The organism is Burkholderia lata (assembly GCF_902499335.1).
Classification (GTDB): Bacteria; Pseudomonadota; Gammaproteobacteria; order Burkholderiales; family Burkholderiaceae; genus Burkholderia; species Burkholderia lata_B.
In genome coordinates, this window is the sequence record NZ_CABVQK010000008.1 from 277022 (window position 1) to 301984 (window position 24963).

Here is a 24963-nt window from a genome sequence, read left to right on the forward strand (position 1 = left end):
GGGATCGTCTTGGTTTTTTTAATGCTGTGTCGTTTACTTGGTCGCGGTACGCGAGCCGCCGAGCACGTCGACGACGGTCCACTTGCCGCCGCGCACCTGGTAGATCGTGAAGGCCGGGTCCTTCAGGTTGCCTTCGGCGTCGAACGCGACCCGCCCCGTCACGCCGGGCCGGTCGATCGCACGCACCGCCGCGACCAGCTTCGCCGGCTGCGTCGTGCCGGCCTTCTGCGCGGCCGCGATCAGCGTGGCGGCCGCGTCGTACGCGAACGGCGCATGCAGTTCGATCGGCGCGCGAAAGCGTGCCCGGTATTGCGTGTCGAACGCCTTGCCGCCCGGCATCCGATCGAGCGGCAAGCCCGGTTCAAGCGCCGTCACGCCGTCGCCGTCCTTGCCCGCGAGCGACAGGAAGGTCTGGCTCACGAAGCCGCCCGCGCCGAGCAGCGGTGCGTTCACGCCGAGCTGGCGCATCCGGCGCGAGATCGGCGCGGCCTGTGCATCGAGGCCGCCGAAGAACACGAGATCCGCGCGCTTGCCCTTGATCGCGGTCAGCACGCCGCTGAAGTCGGTCGTCTTGTCGTTCACGTACTGGCGATCGACGATCGTGCCGCCGTTCGCCTGCACGCCCTTGATGAACTGGTCGGCCAGCCCCGAGCCGAACGACGTGCGATCGTCGATCACCGCGATGCGCTTCGCCTTCAGCGTCTTCACCGCATACGCGCCGGTGAAATTGCCGCCCGCATCGTCGTGCCCCATGATGCGGAAGGCCGTCGCATAGCCCTGCTGCGTGTACTGATGGCCGGTGGATGCCGGCGCGATCTGCGGGATGCCTGCATCGCGGTAGACGCGCGACGCCGGCACGCTGCAGCCCGTATTCCAGTGGCCGACGACGCCGATCACGTGCTGGTCGACGAGCTGCTGCGCGACCGCGACGGCCGTGCGCGGATCGGACTGGTCATCGGCCGCGACGAGCTTGTAGACGACCGGCTTGCCGCCGATGGTCGGATGCTTCGCGTTCGCGTCGTCGATCGCGAGTTGCGCGCCGTTCTGCAGGTCCTTGCCGATCCGCGCGGACGGGCCGGTGAGCGGCGCGGCGAGACCGATCAGGATTGTCTGCGGCGCCGATTGCGCGAACGCGGGAACGGAGGCGACCAGGGCGGCTGCGGAGAATGCGAGGCTGGCGGGAAGGAATGCGATTTTCATGTGCGGGGATCGGCGAATCGGATCAAAACATGAAAAATATTAAATATTCAGCACCCAAACCCCAAATACCCAATTGTTGGATGCTTATGCCGTTCCCGACACATTAACCTACAGCACTGTAAATACAGGATATTTTCATGTTGTCGCTTACCCTGACTTTTCGATAAAATTCGATACATGAAAAATATCGAACAATTACCACACGATCCGCCGCTGCGCGCAGTGCGTGCGTTCGAAGCGTTCGCGCGTCTCGGGTCGGTCACCGCGGCCGCGGGCGAGCTCGACATCACGCCGTCGGCGGTCAGCCATCAGCTGCAGCTGCTCGAAGCGTTCATCCAGACGCCGCTGACGGTGCGCGAGGGCCGGCTGCTCGCGCTCACCGACGAAGGCCGCGACTACTACCGCTCGATCAGCGCCGCGTTCTCGGTGCTGCGCAGCGCGACGCGCTTCGTGCGCGACCGCTCGTCGCTGCGGCAGATCACCGTCAGCCTGATTCCGCTCCTCGGCATCGGCTGGTTCATTCCACGGCTGCACGCGTTCCTGGCGGACAACACGGACGTCGACGTGACGGTCCTGTATGCGCATCACCGCAACTACCGCAGCGATGCGTCGGACCTGTCGATCCGCTTCGGCACCGGCGACTGGCCCGGCTACCGCTGCGAGCGGCTGCTGCCGGGCGCGATGGTGCCGATGTGCAGCCCGTCGTTCCTGAAGCGTCACGGGCCGTTTCGCACGCCGACGGATCTCTCTCGTGCGCCGCTCGTACACGACGAGGATCGCAGCACGTGGGTCAACTGGCTGCAGGGCGCGGGCGTGAAGCATGTGTCGCATGCGGTGGGGCCGATGTTCGAGGACGGCCAGCTCACGCTGAGCGCCGCGCGCGCGGATCTCGGCGCGGCATTGCTGCGCGCGCCGCTGGTCGAGCGCGAGCTGGCGAATGGCGAGCTTGTGAAGCTGTTCGATCACGCGCTCGACGACGGGCGCGATTACTACCTGTGCACGCGCGAGGACGCGGACATGCCGGACGGGGCCAGGCGGCTGGCAGCGTGGTTGAGGAAGATGGCGGGGATTTGAGCTGAGCGGGACGCCGTCGCTCCGACAGCCGGTCGAATCGGGAAGCCGCATTCGCATCGGACGTGCCGCGTACTTGCACTTGGCCGACCGGATCGCCACGATGGCCGTGTCCCGTCACGGAGGTTGCAATGAACAAAATTCCGGTCGATCTATCAGATGACCAGCATGCGGCGTTGACCCGCATCGCCGCGCACTAGAACAGTTCCTCCGCCGAGATCATCCGGGACGCGATCGACGCCTACATCGCGCCGCGGAACCGGACACTTGCTGACAATGTGTTCGGCCTCCGGAAAGGGCGCAACGCCGTCGACCAGGAAGACTTGCGCTCGGAGTGGTGAACGCGCGCCCCGAACAACCTTCGGCGCCGCCTCGAGTCGCTCCACCCGCTGCTTTTGACTTTCGATGCAATTCGTCTCGCCGCATCTCCGCCCGGCTACCGCTCGTCCATACACCCACGCGTCAATTACCTTCCCCCCGCACGCCGCACCCAATCAAGGGCCGGAAGCAGATAGAAATTCCCGATGCCCCGGATTGAAACAAGCAATTTCACAAACTCAGGGTGAACCCGGATACTGGGAACACTTCATCAACACCACTGCAAAGGAACTCGCAAGATGCCGATCATCAACACCCAAATCAAGCCGTTCAAGGCAACCGCTTACCACAATGGCGATTTCGTGCCCGTCTCGGAAGAGAACTTCAAGGGCAAGTGGTCCGTCGTCGTGTTCTACCCGGCCGACTTCACGTTCGTCTGCCCGACCGAGCTGGGCGACCTCGCCGACCGTTACGCGGAATTCCAGAAGCTGGGTGTCGAAATCTACGGCGTGTCGACCGACACGCACTTCACGCACAAGGCATGGCACGACACGTCGGACACGATCGGCAAGATCAAGTACCCGATGATCGGCGACCCGACGCTCACGCTGTCGCGCAACTTCGACGTGCTGATCGAGGAAGAAGGGATGGCCCTGCGCGGCACGTTCGTGATCAACCCGGAAGGCGAGATCAAGCTGTGCGAAATCCACGACAACGGCATCGGCCGTGACGCAAGCGAACTGCTGCGCAAGGTGCAGGCTGCTCAGTACATCGCGGCGCACCCGGGTGAAGTGTGCCCGGCCAAGTGGACGCCGGGTGCGGAAACGCTGACCCCGTCGCTCGACCTGATCGGCAAGATCTGACGATCGCGCCGCGCGCCTCGCACGAGGCGCGCGAGACACCCGATGACGGGCCGCCGCGGCATGCGGCCCGCGCCCTCCTCCGGCACGACGTGCCCGACCAGAATCATTAATACGGAATCCGAAACGCCATGCTCGACGCCAATCTCAAGAACCAACTGAAAGCGTACCTCGAAAAGATCACGCGCCCGATCGAACTCGTCGCCTCGCTCGACGACAGCGCGAAATCGCAGGAACTGCTGGCGCTGCTGAACGAGATTGCGTCGCTGACGGATCGCGTGACCGTGACCGAACGCCGCGACGACGCCGAGCGCAAGCCGTCGTTCTCGATTGGCGAACCCGGCAAGCCGGCCGGCATCCGCTTCGCCGGCATCCCGATGGGCCATGAATTCACGTCGCTCGTGCTCGCGCTGCTGCAGACGGGCGGCCACCCGATCAAGCTCGATGACGACGTGATCGAACAGATCCGCGCGCTCGACGGCGACTACGCGTTCGAAACGTATTTCTCGCTGTCGTGCCAGAACTGCCCGGAAGTCGTGCAGGCGTTGAACGTGATGTCGCTGATCAACCCGCGCATCCGGCACGTCGCGATCGACGGCGCACTGTTCCAGAGCGAAGTCGAGTCGCGCCAGATCATGGCCGTGCCGACGATGTTCCTGAACGGCGCGTCGTTCGGCCAGGGCCGCAGCAGCGTGAAGGAAATCCTCGCGAAAATCGATACGGGTGCCAGCGCACGTGCCGCGAAGTCGCTCGAGAACAAGCCGGTGTACGACACGCTGATCGTCGGCGGCGGCCCGGCAGGCGCGGCGGCGGCGATCTACTCGGCGCGCAAGGGCATTGCGACGGGCGTCGTCGCCGAGCGTTTCGGCGGCCAGGTGCTCGACACGATGGCGATCGAGAACTTCGTATCGGTGCAGGAAACCGAAGGGCCGAAGTTCGCGACCGCGCTCGAACAGCACGTGAAGCAGTACGACGTCGACATCATGGACGTGCAGCGCGCCGATGCGCTGATTCCGGGCGATGTGCACCAGATCCGCCTCGCAAACGGCGCGGTGCTGAAGGCGAAGACGATCGTCCTCGCGACCGGCGCGCGCTGGCGTGAAATCAACGTGCCGGGCGAGCGCGAATACCGCAACCGCGGTGTCGCGTACTGCCCGCACTGCGACGGCCCGCTGTTCAAGGGCAAGCGCGTCGCGGTGGTCGGCGGCGGCAACTCGGGCGTTGAGGCCGCAATCGACCTCGCCGGCATCGTGAAGGCCGTCACGCTGATCGAATACGGCGCGCAACTGCGCGCGGACGAAGTGCTGCAGCGCAAGCTGCGCAGCCTGCCGAACGTGACGATCGTCACGCAGGCGCAAACGACCGAGCTGACCGGCGACGGCAGCAAGCTGAACGGGCTCGTCTACAAGGATCTGCGCTCGGGCGACACGCAACGCATCGATCTGGAAGGCGTATTCGTGCAGATCGGCCTCGTGCCGAACACCGAATGGCTGAAAGGCACGGTCGAACTGTCGAAGCACGGCGAGATCGTCGTCGATGCGCGCGGTGCGACGTCGATACCGGGCGTGTTCGCGGCCGGCGACGTGACGACGGTGCCGTTCAAGCAGATCGTGATCGCCGTGGGTGAAGGCGCGAAGGCATCGCTCGGCGCATTCGACCACCTGATCCGGCAGGACGTTGCACCGGTTGTTTCCGCACAACCGCAGGCCGAGGAAGCAGTCGCCGCGTAACACGCGTCAGCCCATCGGCACAACAATTTGTCTCTCTTGGCCCCGCATGCTTTGGTCGGCGTGCGGGGCCCTTTTTATTCCGGAAGCGATCGCGGTTACTTGGTCGTGCTCGGGCCGCCGTTCGCGGGCGCCGCTGACGGCGGCGACTTCAAACTGCTCGACTCCCGGACCAGTTGCTCGGTCATCGCGGCAGCAACCGGATTCGCACCCGCTGACGAGTTGCCCTGCCGGTACGAACCGCTGCTCGACGACATCGACGGCGCAGGCAACGACGGGTCGAGCTTCGCCGATTCCCTGACGAGCGCCGCCGTCTCCGGCGTCTCGGATTTCGTTGCCGCAGGCGCCGCGGCCGCGTGGCGCTCGAGGCCGTCGCGCTTGCGCGGCGCGCGTTGCGTGACTTGCGCCGGCGCGGCAGGCTGGGTCGGTTTCGCGGCAGGCGCTGCGGCCGGCGGGGTCGAATCCTGTGCATCGACGGTCACGACGTTGACCTTCGGCGGCGGTGCGCTCGGCTGCGCTTTCTCGCTGACGACGGGAACGGCGGGGACGGATGCGGGTGCGGCGCTGACACGCGCGGGTGCAGGTGTGGGTACTGCCGGGGTGGGTGCGGATGGAGGCGGCGGAACGGCTGCCTGCTTCGATGCCGTATCGGCGTGGGCCGTCGGGGCTGGCGGCGCGATGGCGCCCTGCACAGCGTGATCGTTGTTCGCGGGCGCCGCGACAACAGGCGCGGCCGAATCGCCGATGCCGGCATCTTCGATCGCGCGGTGGTCCGCGCGCAGGAGCATCACGTAGGCAGTGCCGGCCGCGGCTACCAGGAGCCCACCGGCGATCATCAAGGTCTTGCGGGTACTCGTCATGCTTGTTCACCGATCATGTCGACGTGAACAAGCCATCATACGCGGCCATCGGCCGTCGATCCCGCATGAATACATTTGGTTGCATTGTGCCGGGAACAGGTCGGCAACACGTTCATCAGACGTATCGCCTCCTCTGCTCCGGCACGATCACCGTGTGGGCATCACTCCGGAAACGGCAATTCCGTCTGCCCTTCCGCGCGCATGCCGAACGTGTTCAGCGTCATCGCGACGAGCGCGTAGTAGCCGAGCAATGCAACGAGATTCACGACGGTTTCGTGGCCGAAGCGCGCTTCGGCCTGCGCGAACGTTGCGTCGCTCACGCGCCGCGTGTCGTACAGCTCGCTCGCGAACGCATGGATCAGCGCATCGTCGTCCGACTCGAATGCGGGCGCGACGCCGCGCCGGATCGCGTCGGCCGTTGCGGCCGGCACACCCGCATCGAGTGCGATCGGATGGTGAATGTGCCACTCGGCCTGCGAGCGCCAGCGCGCGGCGGTCACGAGAATCGCGAGTTCCGACAGGCGCAGCGGCAGGCCCGTGCGATAGCGGCAGAACGCGCCGAGCTTCTGCGCGTGCTGAGCGAGCTCGGGGCTCGCGATCCAGCCGAGAAACGGCCCGTTCAGGTTGCCGCGCGGGCCGCTGAGAATGTCGGCCAGCACGGCCTTCTGCTCATCGGTGGCCGATGCGGGATCGAACGGAGGCAATCTGTTGGTCATGGCGATGTCCGAATAGGATTCGATGAATGCAATCACGCGCCGGCCGACGCGAGCGCCGCGCCGATCGCGCCCGACAGCCGCTCGACGATCGTATCGATCTGCTGCGCGGTGCAGATGAAAGGCGGCGCGACCAGGATGTGATCGCCGTGAACGCCGTCGATCGTCCCGCCCATCGGATACACCATCAGGCCGCGCTGCATCGCTTCGCGCTTGACCGCCGCATGCAGCTTCAGCGCGGGATCGAACGTCGCCTTGCTGTCGCGATCGCGCACGAGTTCGACGCCAACGAACAATCCGCGGCCGCGCACGTCGCCGATATGCGGATGCGCGCCATAGTGCTCGCGCAGCGACGCGCGCAGTTGCTCGCCACGTGCCTTCACGTTGTCGAGCAGCTTCTCCTCGGCGATCACGCGCTGCACTTCGAGCGCGGCCGCGCATGCGGTTGCGTGTCCCAAATACGTATGGCCGTGCTGGAAGAAACCCGAGCCGTCAACGATCGTCCGGTAGATGCGGTCGCTGACGAGCGTCGCGCCGATCGGCTGGTAGCCCGCGCCGAGCCCTTTCGCGATCGTCAGCAGGTCGGGCGCGACGCCGTCTTCATCGCACGCATACAGGTAGCCCGTGCGGCCCATCCCCGACATGATCTCGTCGAGGATCAGCAGCACGCCGTACTTGTCGCACACCGCGCGAATCTTCTTCAGGTACGTGCGCACCGGCGGCACCGCGCCGGCCGTTGCGCCCACCACCGTCTCCGCGACGAACGCCGCGACGGTGTCCGCGCCGAGTTCGACGATCTTCTGCTCGAGTTCGTCCGCGAGGCGCTGCGCATACGCTTCGTCGGTTTCACCCGCCTGCTGGTCGCGGTACGCGAAGCACGGGCTCACGTGGTGCGCCTCGATCAGCAGCGGCAGGAACGGCTCGCGCCGCCACGCATTGCCGCCGATCGCGAGCGCGCCGAGCGTGTTGCCGTGATAACTCTGGCGCCTCGCGATGAAATGGCGGCGCTGCGGCTCGCCCTTCTCGACGAAATACTGCCGCGCGAGCTTCAGCGCGGCCTCGACCGCCTCGGAGCCGCCCGACACGAAATACACGTGTTCGAGGCCGGCCGGCGCAGCGTCGACGAGCCGGTCTGCCAGTTCCTCGGCGACGTCGGTCGTGAAGAACGACGTATGCGCGTACGCCAGTTGCTGCGCCTGCCGCTTGATCGCGTCGATCACGCGCTGGTTACTGTGGCCGAGACACGAAACGGCCGCGCCGCCGCACGCGTCGATATAGCGTTTGCCGGTCGAGTCGATGATCTCGATGCCGTCGCCAGCGACGGCGACGGGCAAGGTGGCGCGCGGAGCGCGATGGAAAACGGTCGTCATGCGTTGCCTCATGGATCAGGATGCGTCGTGCGCGCGTCCGGACGGCACGATGCGCGTCGCGAAACGCGGCGTGCCTTGTTGGTGAATGGTGAAATCGATCGATGCCGCACCGATCGCGAACACGGCCGTGGCCAGCGTGTTCTCGTCGTCGGGGTCGGCCGGATCGTCGCGGTAGATCGGCAGCCCTTCCGGCGCACGATCGCCGAGCACGCGCCGCAGCGCGGCTTCGTCGATCGCGTCGATCCCGGGCGTCAGCGCGTCGACGCGGCGCTGGCGGTCGGCCGACGATTGCGTGACGATCTGCGCTTCCGCGTCGCAGCCGGGATGCACGAGATGGTTCGCATGCCCCGTGAGCCGCGCGACGTCGCTCACCGAACAGCGCGCGACACTCGCCTCGATGCTCAGCAGCCGCGCATCGCCGGTCGCGCCCAGCGTGTGATGGAAGCCGCTGGCGCGCGCGTGACCGCGCAGCACGTCGGCCGCCGCGTCGAGCGACGTCGCGTCGAGCACGGCGCGCGCGAGGATCATGCGCGGCACGCCCGCTGCCGGCGTGCGGATCCGCAGGTTGTTGATCGCCTGCGCGATGCCCGCGCGGTTCGCGGCGAAGGTATGGCCCGGCAGCGAACCGGGGTAGTAGAAGCTGATGAAGCCCGGCTTGCCGGCCGGCTGCACGTCGACGAGCAGGCAGCGCTCACGCAGGAACGGATCGCCGTCCTCGTTGTGCGCGATCCAGCGCGTGCCGTCGGCGTCGCGCGCGGCAAGCGTCGTGCAGCCGTCCGGTGCGTTGTGGATCAGCTCGCCGCGGCAGTTCCACAGAAAGATGTCCTCGGCCGGCCAGCCGACACCGGCCGCGATCCCGTCCAGCTCCGCGACGAGATCGGGATACGCGGCCAGCGCGGCCTGCCGCAGCGCAGCGACGAACGGATGGCCGCGCCAGCGGCGCACGGCCTGCCACGCGCTGCTCTGCTGCATGTATTCATCGAACACGGGGCGGGCGAGCTCGCCGAGGCGCACGCCGATGTCGAACGGCGCGCCGGCGATGACGGGAGAAAGGGAAAGCGGCATGTCGGATGGTTCGGTTTCGTTCAGGACACGTGTTTCAGGAATTCCTTCAGGCGCGGGGTCGGCGGCCGGTCGATCAGGTCGACCGGATGGCCGTCCTCGGCAATCCCGCCCTGATCCATGAACAGCAGGCGCGTGCCGACCCGTTTCGCAAAGCCGATCTCGTGCGTGACGACGATCATCGTCATCCCTTCGGTAGCGAGATCCTGCATCACTTTCAGCACTTCGTGGCGCAATTCCGGATCGAGCGCCGAGGTCGGCTCGTCGAACAGCATCAGCCGCGGCCGGATCGCGAGCGCGCGCGCAATCGCGACGCGCTGCTGCTGGCCGCCCGACAGCTCCGACGGAAAATGATTCGCGCGCGATTCGAGGCCGACCTTGTCGAGCAGCGCCATCGCCTGGTCGCGTGCGTCGGCACGCGATGCGCCGCGCACCTGGATGGGCCCGAACATCACGTTCTCGAGCGCGGTCATCTGCGGAAACAGGTTGAACTGCTGGAACACCATGCCGGCTTCGAGCCGGATGTTGCGAATCGTCGTCGCATTGCCGCGCACGCTCTGGCCGTCGACGAGCAGCTCGCCGCCGGTGATTTTCTCGAGCGCGTTGATACAGCGCAACATCGTCGACTTGCCCGAACCGGACGGGCCGATCACGACGACCACCTCGCCCGCGTCGATCTTCAGGTCGATATGCTTCAGCACCGGCACGTGGCCGAAGCTCTTCGACACGTTCTGGAACTCGATCATGCTCATAGGATCCTCATGCGCTTTTCGACGAGCCGCAGCGTCAACGTCATGGCGCCGGTCAGCAACAGGTAGATGACAGCCACGGCAGTCCAGATCTCGACCGCCTGGAAATTGCCCGCGATGATTTCCTGCCCCTTGCGCGTCAGTTCGCCGACGCCGATCACGATGAACAGCGACGTGTCCTTCAGGCTCACGATGCACTGGTTGCCGAGCGGCGGAATCAGGCGCCGGAACGCGAGCGGCCCGACCACCTTCAGCAGCACGCGCGGCATCGACAAGCCCATCGCGAGCCCCGCTTCCGTCAGCCCCTTCGGGATCGACAGCAGTGCGCCGCGCACCACTTCCGCGAGATACGCGCCGGAATTCACCGTGATCGCGATGATCGCGGCCGTCAGGCCGTCGATACGGATATGCGCGAGCAGCGGCAGCGCGAAATACAGGAACATCACCTGCACGACGATCGGCGTGCCGCGAATCAATTCAATATAAACCTGCGCAAGCACGTTCATCGCCTTCGGTCCGTATGCGCGGAACATGCCCGCGATCATCCCGACGATGAAGCCGCCCACCAGCCCGAAAAATGCGATGAACACCGTCAACCGGACCCCGTCCATCAGGTCCGGCAACGCCGCCCAGATCGCCGACCAATCGAAATTCACTTGTCGCTCCCCGTTCGATTCAAGACCGGCGCGGCCACCCGGCCGCGCGCTGTTGCGGCGTCACGCTCACATCTTCGGCGGTTCGGCACCGAACCACTTCTTGTAGATCTGCGCGTAGCGGCCATCGGCCCGGATCTTCACGAGCGATGCGTTGACCTTCGGCACGAGCGGGCTGCCCTTCGGGAAACCGATCCCGTACTTGTCGCCGCTGACCGGCTGGCCCGCGACCTTCACCTTGCCCTTGCCCTCGTTGTTCACGAAGAACAGCACGTTCGGCGTGTCGTGCATCGCCGCGTCGACCCGGCCGGCTTCGAGCGCGAGGTAGGCCTGGTCGATATTCGGGAACTGGCGGATTTCCTTCGGCTTCAGGTGCGCCTTGATCCAGTCGATCGTCGCGGTGCCCGTTTTCGCGGCGATCACCTTGCCGTTCAGGTCGTCGATCGACTTGATCGTCGTGTTGTCGGTCTGCACCATCGCCGCAAGGCCGCTGTCGTAGTACGGCGCGGAGAAGTCGATCGCTTTCTTGCGCTCCTCCTTGATCGTCATCCCGGACAGCGCGACGTCGATGTTCTGCGTCTGCAGCGCCGGGATCAGGCCCGCAAAATCCATCGGCTGGATCGAATATTTCCAGCCCTGGTCCTTCGCGATCTCCGCCCACAGGTCGAGATCGAAGCCGACGTACTTGTCGCCCTGCTTGAACTCGAACGGCATGAACGACGTGTCGGTCCCGACGACGAGCGTCTTGGTATCCGCGTGCGCGAGGCTTGCGCCGAGCGCGGCAACGACCGCGACGGCTTTCAGGAAGGAACGGCGACTCATGGTTTCTCTCCGCATGATTGAGCGATGTGACCGGCCAGGCGGCCGGCGGAACGACGACATCAAGCCGCACCGCAACATGCGATGTCGAATTAGACCTTAGTGCAACAAGTGTTGTCAATGGCGATACTACGACAACAAAAAAGTCCGCAACGGGTAAATGCATCGAGACAAACCCGGGGCGCGCGGGGCGGATAAATCGGAGGAAAGGGCGTGCGGCCCGGGGCGCAGCGGCCCGGGCCGGAAGGCGCCGCGGGTACCGATGGCGGCGTCTGAGAGCAGTTGGCGGTGGCTGGTCTGGACGGGGCTGGCTTGCCGTCCCGGGCATCACGCGCGAGAGGAGAATGGCCGCGCAACCGCTCGGCGCCGAACGCTGCCGCCCGCGCGCTTGCCAGCCGGTTTGTCAGCCCGTCTGTCAGCCCGTCTGTCAGCGTGGTTCGTCGGCGCTTCGACGCGCGGCGTCGTGCCGGGGCGGCTGCCCCCGCGATGCCGGCAACCGCCGGCGCGGTTCAACGCATGTTGCGGAATGCGCGCGGCCGGCCGGCCGCGCGCCGATGCAGCATCGCTTACGCTGCCACCCCGCTCGCCTGATGCGACACGAGCCGCGCATACGCGCCCTGCCGCGCGATCAGGTCCGCATGCCGCCCGGCCTCGATCACGCCGCCGTGCTCCATCACGAGGATCAGGTCCGCATTGCGCACGGTCGACAGCCGGTGCGCGATGATGATCGACGTGCGCTGCGTCATCAGGTCTTCCAGCGCCGCGCGGATCTGCTGCTCGCTGATCGTGTCCAGATGGGACGTCGCTTCGTCGAGGATCAGCACCGGCGCATCCTTCAGGAACGCGCGCGCAATCGCGACACGCTGGCGCTGGCCGCCCGACAGCTGCACGCCGCGCTCGCCGACGCGTGTCGCGAGCCCGTCCGGCAGCCGCGCGACGAAGTCGCCGAGCGCCGCATGGTCGATCGCGCGCCGCACGTCCGCGTCGGACGCATCGTTCGCGGCGAGCCGGATGTTCGCTTCGAGCGTGTCGTTGAACAGGTAGGTATCCTGCGCAACCAGCGCGATGTGCTGCCGCAGGTCGTCGAGGCGCAGGTCGCGCAGGTCGACGCCGCCGAGCGTCACGCGGCCCTGCTGCGGATCCCAGAAACGCAGCAGCAGGCTCGCGACCGTCGACTTGCCGGCACCCGACGCACCGACCAGCGCGACCGTGCTGCCGGGCGACACCTCGAAGCTCACGCGGTCGATCGCGGGCACGCTGCGGCCCGGATACGTGAAGGACGTGGCCTCGAAACGCACCGCCGGATCGGCAGGCATCGCGTGCGTGCCGTCCGTCACCGGCACCGGCTCCTTCTCCAGCGCGCGCAAGCGGCGCGTCGACGCGATCGTGTCGGCGAGCTGGCGCGCGACCTGGCCGATTTCGGCCACCGGCATGAAAGCGGCCACTGCCACCAGCACCAGCAGCGGCAACGACTCGCGCGGAAACCAGCCGCGCGCGCACAGCAGCGCGCCGAGCGCCGCGACCACCAACCCGCCGAGCCCGCTCGCGATTTCCAGCGCGGCGCTCTGCGCCGACAGGTCGTCGAGCAGCTTCGCGCGTTGCTTCCGGTACGCATCGACTTCGGCCACGAACGCTGCACGCCGGCGCGCGACGGCCTGGAACGCGGTCAGCTCCGCGAGCCCCTGGATCGTTTCGGTCAGATGTGCGCCGAGCTGGCCGAGCGCTTCGCGCGCGCCGGTGCCAAGCCGGTCGACATCGCGCCGCGCCAGCACCGGTGCGAGCCCGGCCCACAACAGGAACGGCAGCAGCACGAGCGCGAGCGGCCACGCGACCGATGCGAGCAGCACCAGCACGGCGGCCGGCACGAGCACCGCGACGAACGCGGGCGCCAGCGTGTGCGCATAGAAATACTCGACGGTCTCGACGTCCTGCGTCGCGAGCGACACGAGATCGCCGGAACGGCGGCGCAGCAGCCCGGCCGGCGCAAGGCGTTCGAGCGTCGCAAACAGCGCGATGCGCATTTCCGCGAGCAGCCGGTACGCCATGTCGTGCGCGAGCCACGATTCGAGCCAGTGCAGCACGGCCGCCACCGGCGCGATCACGAGCAGCGCGGTGACGAGCGTCGGGCTCACATGGCCGCCCGGTACCGCACCGACCACCAGCGCGCCGATCACGCCGACGCCGATGAACGCGAGCACGCGGCCGATCCCGAACAGCACCGTCAGCACGACCTTGCCCGTCCACGGACGCACGAAGCGCAGCAGCGTCTGCAGGGTTTCCGGCCAGCCGATCTCCGCCGCATCGTCGTTCAGCGGCCGCACCTGCGGGCCCGACGACGCGCGCGCGGTCGCGCCGGCCGTCGCTGCCGTGCCGACCGATTCGGCAACCGCTTCCAGTTGCGGCCCCATCAGCCGGCGATACGGGCCATCGCGCGCGATCAGCGCCGCGTGCGTGCCCTCGTCGACCACCTGCCCCTGGTCGAGCACCAGGATGCGGTCGGCGCCGATCACGCTGGACAGCCGGTGCGCGAGCACGAGCGTGGTCCGCCCGCGCGTGAGCCGGTCGAGCGCCTGCTGGATCAGCGCTTCGTTCTCCGCGTCGACCGACGACAACGCCTCGTCGAGCAGCAGGATCGGCGCATCGCGCAGCAGCGCGCGGGCAATCGCGAGGCGCTGGCGCTGGCCGCCCGACAGCATGAGCCCGCGTTCGCCGATGCGCGTCGCGTAGCCGTCGGGCAGCGCAGAGATGAAATCGTGCGCGTTGGCGGCGCGCGCGGCGGCGATCATGTCCGCGTCGCTCGCGTCGGGGCGGCCGAGCCGCAGGTTGTCGGCCACGCTGCCGTCGAACAGCGTCGCATCCTGCGCGACGACCGCGATCATCTCGCGCACCTGGCCGGCATCGAGCGTGCGCACGTCGTGGCCGCCGATGCGGATCGCGCCGCCCTGCGCATCGTGCTGGCGCAGCAGCAGGCGCACGATGGTCGACTTGCCCGCGCCGCTCGGCCCGACGATCGCCACCGTCTCGCCTTCGCGCACCGAGAAGCTCAGTGCCGCATGCGCGTCCGCACGGCGCCCCGGATACGCGAAGCTGACGGCGTCGAACGCGATCTCCGGCCGCAGACCCGTGACGCGCGACGCATCGGTGGAAGGCGCTTGGCCATCCGCGTCGAGCAGCGCGTGGATCGCATTCGCCGCCGACTGGCCGATCATCCCCTGATGCAAGACGGAACGCAGGTCGCGCAGCGGCCGGAAGATTTCGCTGCCGGCCATCAGCACGATCAGCAGCGCCTCGAGGCTCATGTCGCCGTGCCGCACGCGCCACGCGCCGACCGCGATCGCGGCAGCCGCACCGAGACCGGTGCCGAGATCGGTGAAGAGCCGCGTCAGCAGGCCGAGCGCAAGCACCCAGAACGTGCTGTCGGACAGCGCGCGCGCCTTCGCGGCCAGCTTCGCGCCGAATGCCGTGCTTTGCCCGAACGCCTTCAGCGTCGGCAGCCCTTGCACCGCGTCGAGAAACTCCTCGCCGAACGCCTTGAACGCTGCGGAGCGCGCGAGCGCCGCGCGCTTGTCGGCGCGATGCACGAACTGCGGCAGCGCGAGCGTGACGAGCGCCGCGACCAGCAGGATCGCTGCCGTCGGCACGTCCCACCACGCGAGCACCGCGAAGATCATCACCGGCGCGCAGGCGGCAATCACGAGCTGCGGCAGGTAGGTGCCGAAAAAGGTCTGCAGTTGCTCGACGCCGTCGACGACGGCCAGCATCACGCCGCCCGTGCGTTCGCCGCTGAACCAGGCGGGGCCGAGCGCCGCGATCCGGTCGAACAGCCGCGCACGCAGCGTGGCCTGCACGCGCCCGGCCGTGTGCTGCGCGAGCACCGTGCGGCGATGATCGAGCCACGCGCGCAACAGTACGCAAGCTGCCGTTGCAACGACGGCTTCGCCGATGCTGCGCGCCGGCGCGCCGGAAAAAACCAGCGCCAGCACGCGGCCGAGAAAGACGAAGCGCAGGATCCCGACACCCATCGCGAGCAGCCCGAGCGCGACGGCCGCGGCGACCCGCCAGCGCAGTCCCGCCATCATTGCCCATAGTCGTCGGTCGAAATACATGAAGCCCTCCGGTAGTGTCTGATGATGTTTTTTCTTGACCGGATCGAGGCTACCCGCGCGGCCCGCGCGCGGCAAAAGATGATTTTTCAACGGGTGTTGAGTCAACTACAATACCCCGCATGTCGCACCTCCCTCCCCTCAGCGCATTGCGAGCTTTCGAGGCGGCCGTCCGCCTCGGCGGGTTCGCACGCGCGGCGGTCGAGCTGAACGTGTCGACCAGCGCGATCAGTCACCAGATCCGCGCGCTCGAGGAATCGCTCGGCGCACGGCTGCTCGAACGCAGCACGGGGCTCGGCGGCATCAGCGTCACGCCGGCCGGCGCGCGTTTGCTGCCGGCTGTCAGCGATGCGCTGTCGCGGCTCACCGACGCCTGCGCCGAGATTCGCGGCACCGCACAACGGCTCACCGTCTCTGCCAACGCGCCGTTTTCGGCGATGTGGCTCGCACGCCGCCTCGCGGAATTCTCGTCGCTTCATCCCGATACGCCCTTGCATGCCGTCGTGCTCGACGACGAACCGGATTTCGCGCGCAGCGGCGTCGATCTCGCGATCGTGCATGTGCCCGCGCACCGGCTGCGGGCCGACGACGACGTGCTGGTGCGGGAGACGGTGTTCCCGGTCTGCAGCCCCGAACTGCATCCGTATGCGTCCGTGAACGTGTGCCGCTCCCGGCTGCTGCAGGAAATGCACGAGAACAGCCCCGAGATCGACTGGCGCAACTGGTCCACGGATTTCGGCCTGCCGGACGACTTCGAGACGAAGATCGTCCGCTACAGCAGTTTCAGCCAGGTAATCGGCGCGGCGGTCGGCGGCGCGGGCATCGCGCTCGGCCGCGCGCCGCTGATCGAGCCCGAGCTGCGCAGCGGGCGCCTCGTGCCGTTGCGGCCGGGCCTTGAGCGCGCCGCATCGTGGCGCTTCGTGCTGCGCCGCAATCCGTCGACGCGGCACCGCCTGCTCGATCCATTGATCGCGTTCCTGCGCCGCGAAACAGAAGCTGAAGCGGCGCCGGTCGCGGGCCCGATCGTTGCGCCCGCATCCAACGACAGTCGCCTGCACGGCACGGGCCGCGCGACCGGCAAGTAACGCACCGGCCTCGCCCGCATGCGCCGCTTACGGCGCGGCGAAGAACAGCGCGACCACGCACGCCATCCCGCCAAACCACACGAGCGAACGCAGCGACGCCCAGTTCAGCAGGTACATCAGCATATAGACGATGCGAATCGCGACGAACGCCATCGCAAGCTGGTCGACGCGATGCACGTTCGCACCGTTGTGCCACGCCACCACCAGCGCGGCCGTGAACAGCGCGAGCGCTTCCCACGCGTTCTGGTGCGCGGCCTGCGCGCGGGCGCGCCATCCTTCGAGCTTCGCCAGGTAGTCGCGCGGCGCGCGGTTGTCGTAGCCCTTGCGGGCCTTCGCGAGAAACGTCATCGGGAACGGCAACAGCGCCACGATGAACAGGCACAGCTGGGACGTCGTCATCAAAAGTCTCCTCCTTTATGATTACATTGATCAATGACAAGATCGCCGAGAGCTTAGCATTGCGCCGGGCTGTTCGCGCACCGGTTTTCTAGACGGGAGACTCGGCTACGCGGCCCGCCGGCAGCCGCGACAAGCCTGGTTCGACACCAAAATTTCCACCAAATCGTCGACAAAAACGTTAATTAAAACTGGTCGAACACCAATAAGATAGCGTTCAACACTGGCCCGGCGCATTGCCGCGCCAGGCTGCCGAACCCGCGCCGCCGCGCGCGCCAAACGACATCCGATCCGAGACATCGCCATGCCCCGTCCCATCGTCGCCCATATCCGTCCTGACGCCGTCCGCCACAACCTCGACTTCATCCGCCGCACCGCCGCGCAATCGCGCGTGTGGGGCGTGGTCAAGGCCGATGCGTACGGCCACGGCATCGAGCGGATCTACCCGGGCCTCGCAGCCGCCGACGGCATCGCGCTGCTCGATCTCGACGAAGCCGTGCGCGTGCGCGAGCTCGGCTGGGACAAGCCCGTGCTGCTGCTCGAAGGGATCTTCGAGCCGGCCGACGTCGAGCTCGCCGATCGTCACCGCCTGACGGTGGCCGTGCACTGCGACGAGCAGCTCGACCTGCTGATCGCGGCAAAGCCGCAGCAGCCGATCGACATCCAGCTCAAGATGAATTCCGGGATGAACCGGCTCGGCTACCGCCCCGCCGCTTTCCGTGCCGCGTGGGAGCGCGCGGCCAGCGCGCCGTCGATCGGCAAGATCACGCTGATGATGCATTTCGCGAACGCCGACGAAGGCGAAGTCGACTGGCAGCTCGACCAGTTCGATGCGACTACCGCGGGGATTCCGGGCGAGCGCTCGACGTCGAACTCGGCAGCCGTGCTGTGGCATCCGCGCGCGCACCGCGACTGGGTGCGGCCCGGCACGATCCTGTATGGCGCATCGCCGACGGGTGCGTCGCGGGATATCGCCGATACGCCGCTGATGGCCGCGATGACGCTGACGAGCAAGATCATCGGCGTGCAGACGCTGTCGCCGGAAGAAACCGTCGGCTACGGCCGCCGCTTCACGGCCGACCGGCCGATGCGGATCGGCGTCGTCGCGTGCGGCTATGCGGACGGCTATCCGCGCCACGCACCGACCGGCACGCCGATCGCGGTGGACGGCGTGATGACGCGCGTCGTCGGCCGCGTGTCGATGGACATGCTGACCGTCGACCTGACGCCGTGCCCGAACGCGGGTATCGGATCGAGTGTCGAGCTGTGGGGCGACCACGTGAAGGTGGATGACGTGGCGGAAGCCAGCGGCACGATCGGCTACGAGCTGATGTGCGCACTCGCGCGCCGCGTTCCGGTCGTGATCGTGCCGCCCGGTGCGTCGAGCGAACAGCCGGCGCTGCGGACCGGGAGCTACGGGCGCTGAGCAGCGTCGATACGGCGGCGCGCCGTTGCGTCGCCGTGCGTGCTGCTTCGGTTGCGGGTCGCCTCGGGCGGCCCGTTTGCTTTTCCGTGTGAGCGAAAGGCGTGGGTGACGGCCCTTCCGCTTCGTTCAACGCACTACGAACGCCACGTGGGCTTGCGCTTCTCGAGGAACGCGTCGATCCCTTCGCCCGCGTCCTCTTCCATCATGTTGCGCGCCATCACGTCGCCCGCATACGCATAGGCTTCGTCGAGCGGCAACTCGCGCTGGCGGTAAAACATCTGCTTGCCATACCGCACCGCGGCCGGGCTCTTCGCGACGATCTCCGCGACCTTGCGGGCGACCGCCGCGTCGAGCGCGTCCTCGGGCACGGCCTCGTTGACGAGCCCCCACGCGGCGGCGGTCGCCGCATCGACGAAACGCCCGGTCACGAGCATGTCGAATGCGCGCTTCGCCGTGACGTTGCGGCTCAACGCAACGGCCGGCGTCGAACAGAACAGCCCGACGTTGATACCCGATACCGCGAAGCGCGCGGTATCGGCCGCGATCGCCAGATCGCACGCGGCGACGAGCTGGCAGCCGGCGGCCGTCGCGATGCCGTGCACACGCGCAATCACCGGCACCGGCAACGCACGCATCGCGAGCATCACGCGGCTGCACTGCGCGAACAGCGTGCGGTAGTAGTCGAGCTCGGGCTTGCTGCGCATCTGCCGCAGGTCGTGGCCCGCGCAGAACGCCTTGCCTTCGGCGGCCAGCACGACGCAGCGCACGTGCGGATCGGCAGCAAGCGTATCGAACGCGTCTTGCAGGCTCGCAAGCATCGCCTCGGACAATGCATTGAACTGCTGCGGGCGGTTCAGCCGCAGCGTGACGACGCCGTCGTGCGTGTCGCGCAACAGGATCGGCTCGGCAGTCTCTTGATCGGATTCCATGATGTTCCGCTCGATGGGGTTCGGCAGGATTCGATGCGGCGCGAACGCGCGGCGATGATGCGCGCACGGTCACGGCACCGTGGTGATGAAATGCTCCTCCACATTCGGTGCGACGTCCAGTCGTGGCGCAGCAGGCTCACACGGTCACGCACGCCTGCGCCCGCTGCGCCACGCGCGCACACCCGAGCGCAGTTGACCGGCGCCGCCCAGGAAAAAGACGACGCCCATCCCGCCGTAGATCAGTACCCCGCCCCAGATCGCACCGAACGTATTCATCCGCGCAGTCATATGGGGGGCGTCGGGTGCGTAGCGCACCTCGACCGTCTCACCATCCTGCACGCTGACCTCGCCGCCCTGCGGGTATTCGACGTGCTCGCCCGCGAGCGTCGTGAACGCGATCTCCGGATGATGCGGGCCCGCATTCAACTTGATGACGCGCCCCGGCACGACGACCGACGTCCGCAGGAATTCGCGCGTCGACTGCGCATACAGCGCGGCGCCGATCAGCAGGCACGTGCCCACGAGGGTAAAAACGACGCCCTTCGCGATCAGCGTTTCCGTCTGCTGCGCGGCGGTGCGGCCGGATTCGGACACCATCCCGCCCACCTCAAGGACGCGACTGATAGAACGACACGTCGATCTTCGACTGCGTCTTGCAGCGATACATCACGCCGCGCCCCGTTTCGTCGGTCACGCCTTCGTACGGGCCGTTGCAGCCGGTGACCTTGTACTGCGCGAACGGAATGCGCTTGCCGTCCTGCGGCCGGACCAGCACGGGGATGCGCCCCGTCGGGCCGGCGCCGATCGTGCGGACGAGCACCATGCGCGCCGCATCGATCGGTGCGGCTGAACGCACGTAGGCCGTGCGCCCCTGCGCGTCGGTCGTGCCTTCGACTTCGAGTTCCCGGTTGTCCTGGGCCGCACTCGTGTAAAGCGCGAACGCATAGCGCGTGTTCGGCAGCGGCTGCTTCGTCGCGGGATCGTGCAGCACGAAATAGCACCCGTTGGCGCCCGTTCCGGCCGTCACCTGTCCGTCGGCCTGCACGGGATTGCACGTGTACGACGAACCGCTGCTGACGGCGGCCTGTTGTGCCTGCTGCTGCCCGGTGCTCGCACATCCGCCTGCCAGCGCAGCCATCAGCGCCACGCATGCGCCGCGCACAAGCGCTGCCCGATCGATCTTGATTGTCATGGGAAGGTGTTCCGTTCCTGATTGTTCTGGATGCCGGGCGTGCCGCGCTGATCGCGCGGGCACGCCGCCCTCGGCATCGGGCAGGATACGGACATCGCGGCACACTGTAAATTGCGCGCTTGGCCGGCCACGCCGCGCGGCTACCCGCCGCTCGCGACGCGCGCGATCGTCTGCCGCAACCAGATGTGCGCGGCATCGCCGTGCCGGCGCGCGTGCCAGTGCTGCGCGAATTCGAACGAATCGATCGGGAACGGCGGCTCGAACACGCGCAGCCGCGCGTCGTCGCGCACGCGGTCGAGGTTGCGGCGCGCAACAGTCAGCACGAGATCGGTGCCGGCGATCAGGTCGTTCGCAACGCCCCAGAACGGCAGGATCACCGCGATGTGCCGCTCGCGCCGCAACCGCGCGAGCGCGCGATCGACTTCGTTGTCCATCCCGTCGCGCATCGCGACCAGCGCATGCGGCCGCGCGAGCCATGCGTCGAGCGCGAGTTCGCCACGGCGCGGCAGGCGGCTCGCATCGGCCACGCATGCGAACGATTCGACGAACAGCGGTTGCGCGTGCAGGTCGCGCTGCAACGCGGGCAGCACGCCGAGCGCGAGATCGACCTCGCCGTCCATCAGCTGCATCCGCATCGCCTCGCGGGTGGCCTGCGACACGATCAGCTCGATGCCCGGCGCGTCGGCGCGCAGCGTCTTCACGAGCGCCGGCAACACGATCCGCGCGCCGTAGTCGGACATCGCGATGCGAAACACGCGCGTGGCCGCGGACGGATCGAACGCCGGCGGCTCGATCAGCGCACCGAGCCGGCCGAGGACGTCGTTCAGCGGTTCGACCAGTTCGTTCGCGCGTGCCGTCAATTCGAGCCGGCCCGCGCGCCGCACGAGTAACGGATCGCCGAAGATTTCGCGCAGCCGCGCGAGCGCATGGCTCACGGCCGGCTGGCTGCGGTGCAGCCGGACGGCGGTACGCGAGATGTGTTTTTCACTGAGCAGCGCGTGAAGCGTCACGAGCAGGTTCAGGTCGACGCGGGCCAGATTATTCATGAAAGGAATATGACGCATCCGAAGAACGAATTTCCATTCGCCATCTTAATGGATAACAATCATTTCAATATCCTTTCACAGCTGACCAAGATGACGACGTCCCTTTCCTTCGCCACCCTTCCGCTCGCCGTCGCGGCGTTCGTCGCCGGCGCGCTCGTGCCGCTGCAAGGCGGCAGCAATGCCGCGCTCGGGCGCGCGCTCGGCCACCCGCTGTGGGCGAGCGTCGCGTCGCTGACGGTCAGCCTGCTCGCGGTGCTGCCCGTGCTGCTGGCCACCCGTGCGAACGCGCCGCTCGTCGGCGACGCGCTGCAGCGTCCGCTGTGGATGTGGCTCGGCGGCCTCGCGGGCGTGATCTACATCACGCTCGCGCTGATCCTGACGCCGCGGCTCGGCGCGACGACCTTCATCGTCTGCGTCGTGGCCGGGCAAACGCTCGCGTCACTGCTGATCGATCACTACGGGCTGATGGGGCTCGCGCAGCGGCTCGCGACACCCGGCCGCATCGCGGGCGTCGCGCTGATTTTCGCGGGAATGATCGTCGTGCAATGGCAGACGCCCGCGCCACGCGTGCCGGCCGCAACCGGCGGCGCGGCGGCCGCGCAACCCGAACCGCAACGCTGAATGCGCGGGCGGCAGCGGGTACGCTGCCGCCCGATGGGCGTCAGCCTGCGAGCTTCTTCAGCGCGTCGAGCACCGCGTCGCCCTTGAACGGCTTCACGATCCAGCCCTTCACGCCGGCGGCCTTGCCGCGCTCCTTCATCGCCGGGCTGCTCTCGGTCGTCAGCATCACGACGTTGACCGTCGAGTTCGCCAGTTCGCCGCGGATCTTCTCGACCATCGTCAGGCCGTCCATGTTCGGCATGTTCACGTCGCTGATCACGAGGCGCACGCCGGGCGTCGCCTTGAGCTTCGCGAGCCCGTCCTTGCCGTCGACGGCCGTCGCGACGTCGAGCCCGTTATTGCGCAGGAAGCCCGCGACTTCGTCGCGCACCGTGCCCGAATCGTCGACCACCAGAATCTTTGCCATGTCGTATTCCCCTTCCTTTCCTTGTTGCTGACTTCAATATTCAAAACAGTTCGAGTTCACCCGATTCGACCATCGGGCCCACGTCCTGCACCGATTCGCGGAAATCCTCCGGCGACCAGCTCAGGCTGAACACGAAGCGCTGGTCGAGGCAGACGGAGCGCCCCGATGCCGGGTCGGTCATCCGGTACTTGAAGCAGAGTTGCGGGCAATCGCCGCCGAACGAGATGAACTTCTGCTTGTGATTGACGACGAGCGGCACCTGCACCGGATGGCGCGCCAGTGCCTCGGCATCGCCGAGATAGCGGTTCTTGAACGCGCCCCACACGAGATTGGTCAGCTCGCCGAGCACACTGTTCACGTCGCGGAAATCCGGCGCGCGGCCGGGGTCGCGCGTGCCGCCGAGCATGTCGAGCAGCGGCTGCTCGCTCGTCTGCAGCAGCATGTAGCCGCGGCACCATGCGCTTTCGAGCGCGATCAGGCTGAACACTTCGCCGAAGATGATCTGGTCGCGCACGATGCACGGCGTTTCGTGCTCGATCGTCATGCCCGGGAACAGGCTGTCGATGCGCGCCTCGGTGATCTCCGAGATGCCGCGCACGAGCGCGTTCGGGTAGTCGTGGCCGAACAGGTATTCGTCGATCGCGCGCTTGAGTGGCGTCATGTCGTCCGCGACATAGGCCGCGCATGCGACACGCGCGAGCGCCTCCGGCAGCCCGTCGCGCGATGCGAGCGACTCGCGGCGCAGGATGATCGGCAGCTCGGGGCGCAGCGCATCGATCTGCGTCGCGATGATCGCGCTCTCGGCCGGCGAGCCGCCGTAATCCTCGGCCAGCAGGATCGCGCCGAGGTCGATGTTCGAGCGCAGTATCTTCAGCAGCCGGTTGCGCCGCACGGTCAGGCCGATCAGGTTGTGCTCGTCGCAGAAACGCTTGATCGCGTCGGCGTGTGCGCGGCTGTCGTCGAGCACGAGCACCTTGCTGACGGGTTTGTCCAGGGTCATCTCAAGGGTTCCTAATGGTCGATCCGGGTCGGTCGGGTTCAGTCAGAACAGTTCGAGCTCGCCGCCGGTTTCCATCACGGCCGTATCCGGCACATGGAAATCGACCGGCGCGTTCGTGCACACGCACAACGTCGCACCGACCCGCACGTCGCCATCGAGCGTCAGGTCGTAGGCGGCCACGTGATCGGGCGCAAGCGCGGGCAGGTAATCGATGCTCGATCCGCTCAGCAGATAAGGCGTCGACATCCCCAGGTCCGGAAACGGCACGGTCAGCGCCTGGTTGATCGCGCCGCAGCACAGGTTCGCGACTTCCATGAACGCTTCGGGCAGCGGCCGCTGGCTGCTCGTGCCCGCCGTCGCGCCGGCGAAATGGCGGCGCGTCGCTTCGTCGTCGCTGAAGCGCAGCGCGAGCAGCAGGCGGAAATGCAGCGCCGAGATCGTCAGCACCGCGACATGCTCGGGCACTTTCGGCTTCGCGCGCGACTTCGCGTGCGCGTGATCGCGCCCGTCGTGTGCAGGGCCGGCGGACGGACGGATGTCGCACGCGCCGCCGGACGCGAGCCGCGTGCGCGCCGCGTCGAAGAAAATTCGCTCGAAGCCGGCTTTCGCCTGCGCGCTGATCACGCCGCGCCTCCTTCGATCCGCGCATGCAGTTGCCCGGCCAGCGTCTCGACGGTCGCGAGCGCGGCCGTGATCATCTTGCCGCCGGCCTGGATGTCCTGGAACGTCGCGGCCGTCACGAGATCGTTGCGGTTCAGGCTGTCGCGATAGCTGTTCGACAGCTGCTGCGAGCGCGCGGCCAGCCCGCGCACCTCGCTCGCGACGATCGAGAAGCCGCGCCCGGCCGTGCCCGCACGCGCGGCCTCGATCGACGCGTTCAGCGACACGATCGACACGTGCGCGACGATCGCCGACAGCTCCTGGTTCTTCGTGCGCATGTCCTGGTTCTGCGTGGTCAGCGAGATCATCTGCTCGTGCCAGCGCTCGAAGGTGCCGGCGAGCCCGCGCAGGCGCGCGGCTTCGTCGGCGATCTTCATCGCGTGCTGCGCGAGCGCCGTTCGATCGGCCGACAGCGCCTGCATTGCATCACGCTGCGCGCCGGCGGCGGAGGTCTCGCGCGCCAGCGCATCCTCGAGCTGCGCCTCGCGGTGCGCCCATGCATCGGCCGCCTCCGCATGCGCCGACGTCGCATCGGCGACGCGCGCTTCGGCTACGTCGAGCGCGCCGCGCAACTGCTCCGTATCGCGTTCAAGTGCCGTGACGAGCCGCTTGCGCGTCACGCGAAACACGACCGCCGCCACGATTGCGACGACGGCACCACCCGCCAGTGCGGCGGCCATCTGGATCATCCACGCCT

Annotated in this window: 24 protein-coding genes; 6 read left to right on the forward strand and 18 right to left on the reverse strand. The window is 67.5% G+C overall.

The window, feature by feature from the left end:
* Window positions 1-33: 33 nt before the first annotated feature.
* Complete coding sequence (locus BCO18175_RS21390) at window positions 34-1200, reverse strand: branched-chain amino acid ABC transporter substrate-binding protein (RefSeq protein ID WP_174983790.1); 1167 nt, start codon at window positions 1198-1200, stop codon at window positions 34-36.
* Between the two features lie 177 nt (window positions 1201-1377).
* Here BCO18175_RS21390 and BCO18175_RS21395 point away from each other — a divergent pair, with 177 nt between their 5' ends.
* From BCO18175_RS21395 to ahpF, 3 genes are all read left to right on the forward strand, one after another.
* Entirely contained in the window at window positions 1378-2274 is an 897-nt protein-coding gene (locus BCO18175_RS21395) for a LysR substrate-binding domain-containing protein (RefSeq protein ID WP_174983792.1), read from the forward strand.
* Window positions 2275-2888: 614 nt separating this feature from the next.
* Window positions 2889-3452 (forward strand): alkyl hydroperoxide reductase subunit C, encoded by a 564-nt coding sequence (gene ahpC, locus BCO18175_RS21400; RefSeq protein WP_128842101.1) that lies wholly within the window; start codon window positions 2889-2891, stop codon window positions 3450-3452.
* A gap of 128 nt (window positions 3453-3580) precedes the next feature.
* Window positions 3581-5179 (forward strand): alkyl hydroperoxide reductase subunit F, encoded by a 1599-nt coding sequence (gene ahpF / locus BCO18175_RS21405; protein ID WP_174983794.1) that lies wholly within the window; start codon window positions 3581-3583, stop codon window positions 5177-5179.
* Between the two features lie 95 nt (window positions 5180-5274).
* On the opposite strand, the gene BCO18175_RS21410 is transcribed toward ahpF, so the two are convergent.
* From BCO18175_RS21410 to BCO18175_RS21445, 8 genes are all read right to left on the reverse strand, one after another.
* Window positions 5275-6036: an extensin gene (locus BCO18175_RS21410; RefSeq protein WP_174983796.1), complete on the reverse strand. Its 762-nt coding sequence runs from the start codon at window positions 6034-6036 to the stop codon at window positions 5275-5277.
* A gap of 161 nt (window positions 6037-6197) precedes the next feature.
* On the reverse strand, window positions 6198-6752 hold the full coding sequence (locus tag BCO18175_RS21415) for a carboxymuconolactone decarboxylase family protein (protein WP_174956526.1): 555 nt from the start codon (window positions 6750-6752) through the stop codon (window positions 6198-6200).
* A 32-nt stretch (window positions 6753-6784) separates the two neighbouring features.
* Entirely contained in the window at window positions 6785-8119 is a 1335-nt protein-coding gene (locus BCO18175_RS21420) for an aspartate aminotransferase family protein (RefSeq protein ID WP_174969318.1), read from the reverse strand.
* A gap of 15 nt (window positions 8120-8134) precedes the next feature.
* Window positions 8135-9184, reverse strand: coding sequence for a C45 family autoproteolytic acyltransferase/hydolase (locus BCO18175_RS21425; RefSeq protein ID WP_174983797.1), 1050 nt, complete (start codon window positions 9182-9184; stop codon window positions 8135-8137).
* Window positions 9185-9204: 20 nt separating this feature from the next.
* Window positions 9205-9933 (reverse strand): glutamine ABC transporter ATP-binding protein GlnQ, encoded by a 729-nt coding sequence (glnQ, locus tag BCO18175_RS21430; protein WP_011355556.1) that lies wholly within the window; start codon window positions 9931-9933, stop codon window positions 9205-9207.
* Window positions 9930-10586, reverse strand: a complete 657-nt coding sequence (gene glnP, locus BCO18175_RS21435) for a glutamine ABC transporter permease GlnP (RefSeq protein WP_011355557.1) — start codon at window positions 10584-10586, stop codon at window positions 9930-9932. Before glnP ends, glnQ begins: the two co-directional genes overlap by 4 nt.
* A gap of 66 nt (window positions 10587-10652) precedes the next feature.
* Entirely contained in the window at window positions 10653-11405 is a 753-nt protein-coding gene (gene glnH, locus BCO18175_RS21440; protein ID WP_174983799.1) for a glutamine ABC transporter substrate-binding protein GlnH, read from the reverse strand.
* 563 nt (window positions 11406-11968) lie between these two features.
* The gene (locus BCO18175_RS21445) at window positions 11969-15508 is read right to left on the reverse strand and encodes an ABC transporter ATP-binding protein/permease (RefSeq protein ID WP_174983801.1); all 3540 of its coding nucleotides are present in this window, start codon (window positions 15506-15508) and stop codon (window positions 11969-11971) included.
* A gap of 119 nt (window positions 15509-15627) precedes the next feature.
* Between BCO18175_RS21445 and BCO18175_RS21450 the strand changes: the two genes are divergently transcribed.
* Window positions 15628-16590, forward strand: a complete 963-nt coding sequence (locus tag BCO18175_RS21450; RefSeq protein WP_174983803.1) for a LysR family transcriptional regulator — start codon at window positions 15628-15630, stop codon at window positions 16588-16590.
* Window positions 16591-16617: 27 nt separating this feature from the next.
* Here the strand turns inward: BCO18175_RS21450 and BCO18175_RS21455 are convergent, their stop codons facing one another.
* Window positions 16618-16989, reverse strand: a complete 372-nt coding sequence (locus BCO18175_RS21455) for an MAPEG family protein (protein ID WP_011355561.1) — start codon at window positions 16987-16989, stop codon at window positions 16618-16620.
* Window positions 16990-17290: 301 nt separating this feature from the next.
* Between BCO18175_RS21455 and alr the strand changes: the two genes are divergently transcribed.
* Window positions 17291-18412 (forward strand): alanine racemase, encoded by a 1122-nt coding sequence (gene alr / locus BCO18175_RS21460; RefSeq protein ID WP_174983805.1) that lies wholly within the window; start codon window positions 17291-17293, stop codon window positions 18410-18412.
* Window positions 18413-18546: 134 nt separating this feature from the next.
* On the opposite strand, the gene BCO18175_RS21465 is transcribed toward alr, so the two are convergent.
* The 4 genes from BCO18175_RS21465 to BCO18175_RS21480 form a co-directional block, all read right to left on the reverse strand.
* A complete protein-coding gene (locus tag BCO18175_RS21465; RefSeq protein ID WP_174983807.1) occupies window positions 18547-19341 on the reverse strand; it encodes an enoyl-CoA hydratase in 795 nt (264 codons plus the stop codon).
* Window positions 19342-19485: 144 nt separating this feature from the next.
* Complete coding sequence (locus tag BCO18175_RS21470; protein WP_174969310.1) at window positions 19486-19938, reverse strand: DUF3592 domain-containing protein; 453 nt, start codon at window positions 19936-19938, stop codon at window positions 19486-19488.
* Window positions 19939-19948: 10 nt separating this feature from the next.
* Window positions 19949-20533 (reverse strand): hypothetical protein, encoded by a 585-nt coding sequence (locus BCO18175_RS21475; protein ID WP_174910812.1) that lies wholly within the window; start codon window positions 20531-20533, stop codon window positions 19949-19951.
* A 140-nt stretch (window positions 20534-20673) separates the two neighbouring features.
* The gene (locus BCO18175_RS21480; RefSeq protein ID WP_174969308.1) at window positions 20674-21579 is read right to left on the reverse strand and encodes a LysR family transcriptional regulator; all 906 of its coding nucleotides are present in this window, start codon (window positions 21577-21579) and stop codon (window positions 20674-20676) included.
* A 90-nt stretch (window positions 21580-21669) separates the two neighbouring features.
* Between BCO18175_RS21480 and BCO18175_RS21485 the strand changes: the two genes are divergently transcribed.
* Window positions 21670-22200 carry a DMT family transporter gene (locus tag BCO18175_RS21485; protein ID WP_174983809.1) on the forward strand — a complete coding sequence of 177 codons (531 nt, stop codon included), beginning with the start codon at window positions 21670-21672 and terminating at the stop codon, window positions 22198-22200.
* Between the two features lie 40 nt (window positions 22201-22240).
* Here BCO18175_RS21485 and BCO18175_RS21490 read toward each other — a convergent pair whose 3' ends face one another.
* Genes BCO18175_RS21490 through BCO18175_RS21505 form a run of 4 tightly spaced genes read right to left on the reverse strand, consistent with a single transcriptional unit; the run spans window position 22241 to window position 24955 of the window.
* On the reverse strand, window positions 22241-22606 hold the full coding sequence (locus BCO18175_RS21490) for a response regulator (RefSeq protein ID WP_174910821.1): 366 nt from the start codon (window positions 22604-22606) through the stop codon (window positions 22241-22243).
* A 40-nt stretch (window positions 22607-22646) separates the two neighbouring features.
* Window positions 22647-23606: a chemotaxis protein CheX gene (locus BCO18175_RS21495; RefSeq protein ID WP_174983811.1), complete on the reverse strand. Its 960-nt coding sequence runs from the start codon at window positions 23604-23606 to the stop codon at window positions 22647-22649.
* Between the two features lie 42 nt (window positions 23607-23648).
* On the reverse strand, window positions 23649-24230 hold the full coding sequence (locus tag BCO18175_RS21500; protein ID WP_174983813.1) for a hypothetical protein: 582 nt from the start codon (window positions 24228-24230) through the stop codon (window positions 23649-23651).
* Complete coding sequence (locus BCO18175_RS21505; protein WP_174984023.1) at window positions 24227-24955, reverse strand: methyl-accepting chemotaxis protein; 729 nt, start codon at window positions 24953-24955, stop codon at window positions 24227-24229. Before BCO18175_RS21505 ends, BCO18175_RS21500 begins: the two co-directional genes overlap by 4 nt.
* Between the last annotated feature and the right edge of the window lie 8 nt (window positions 24956-24963).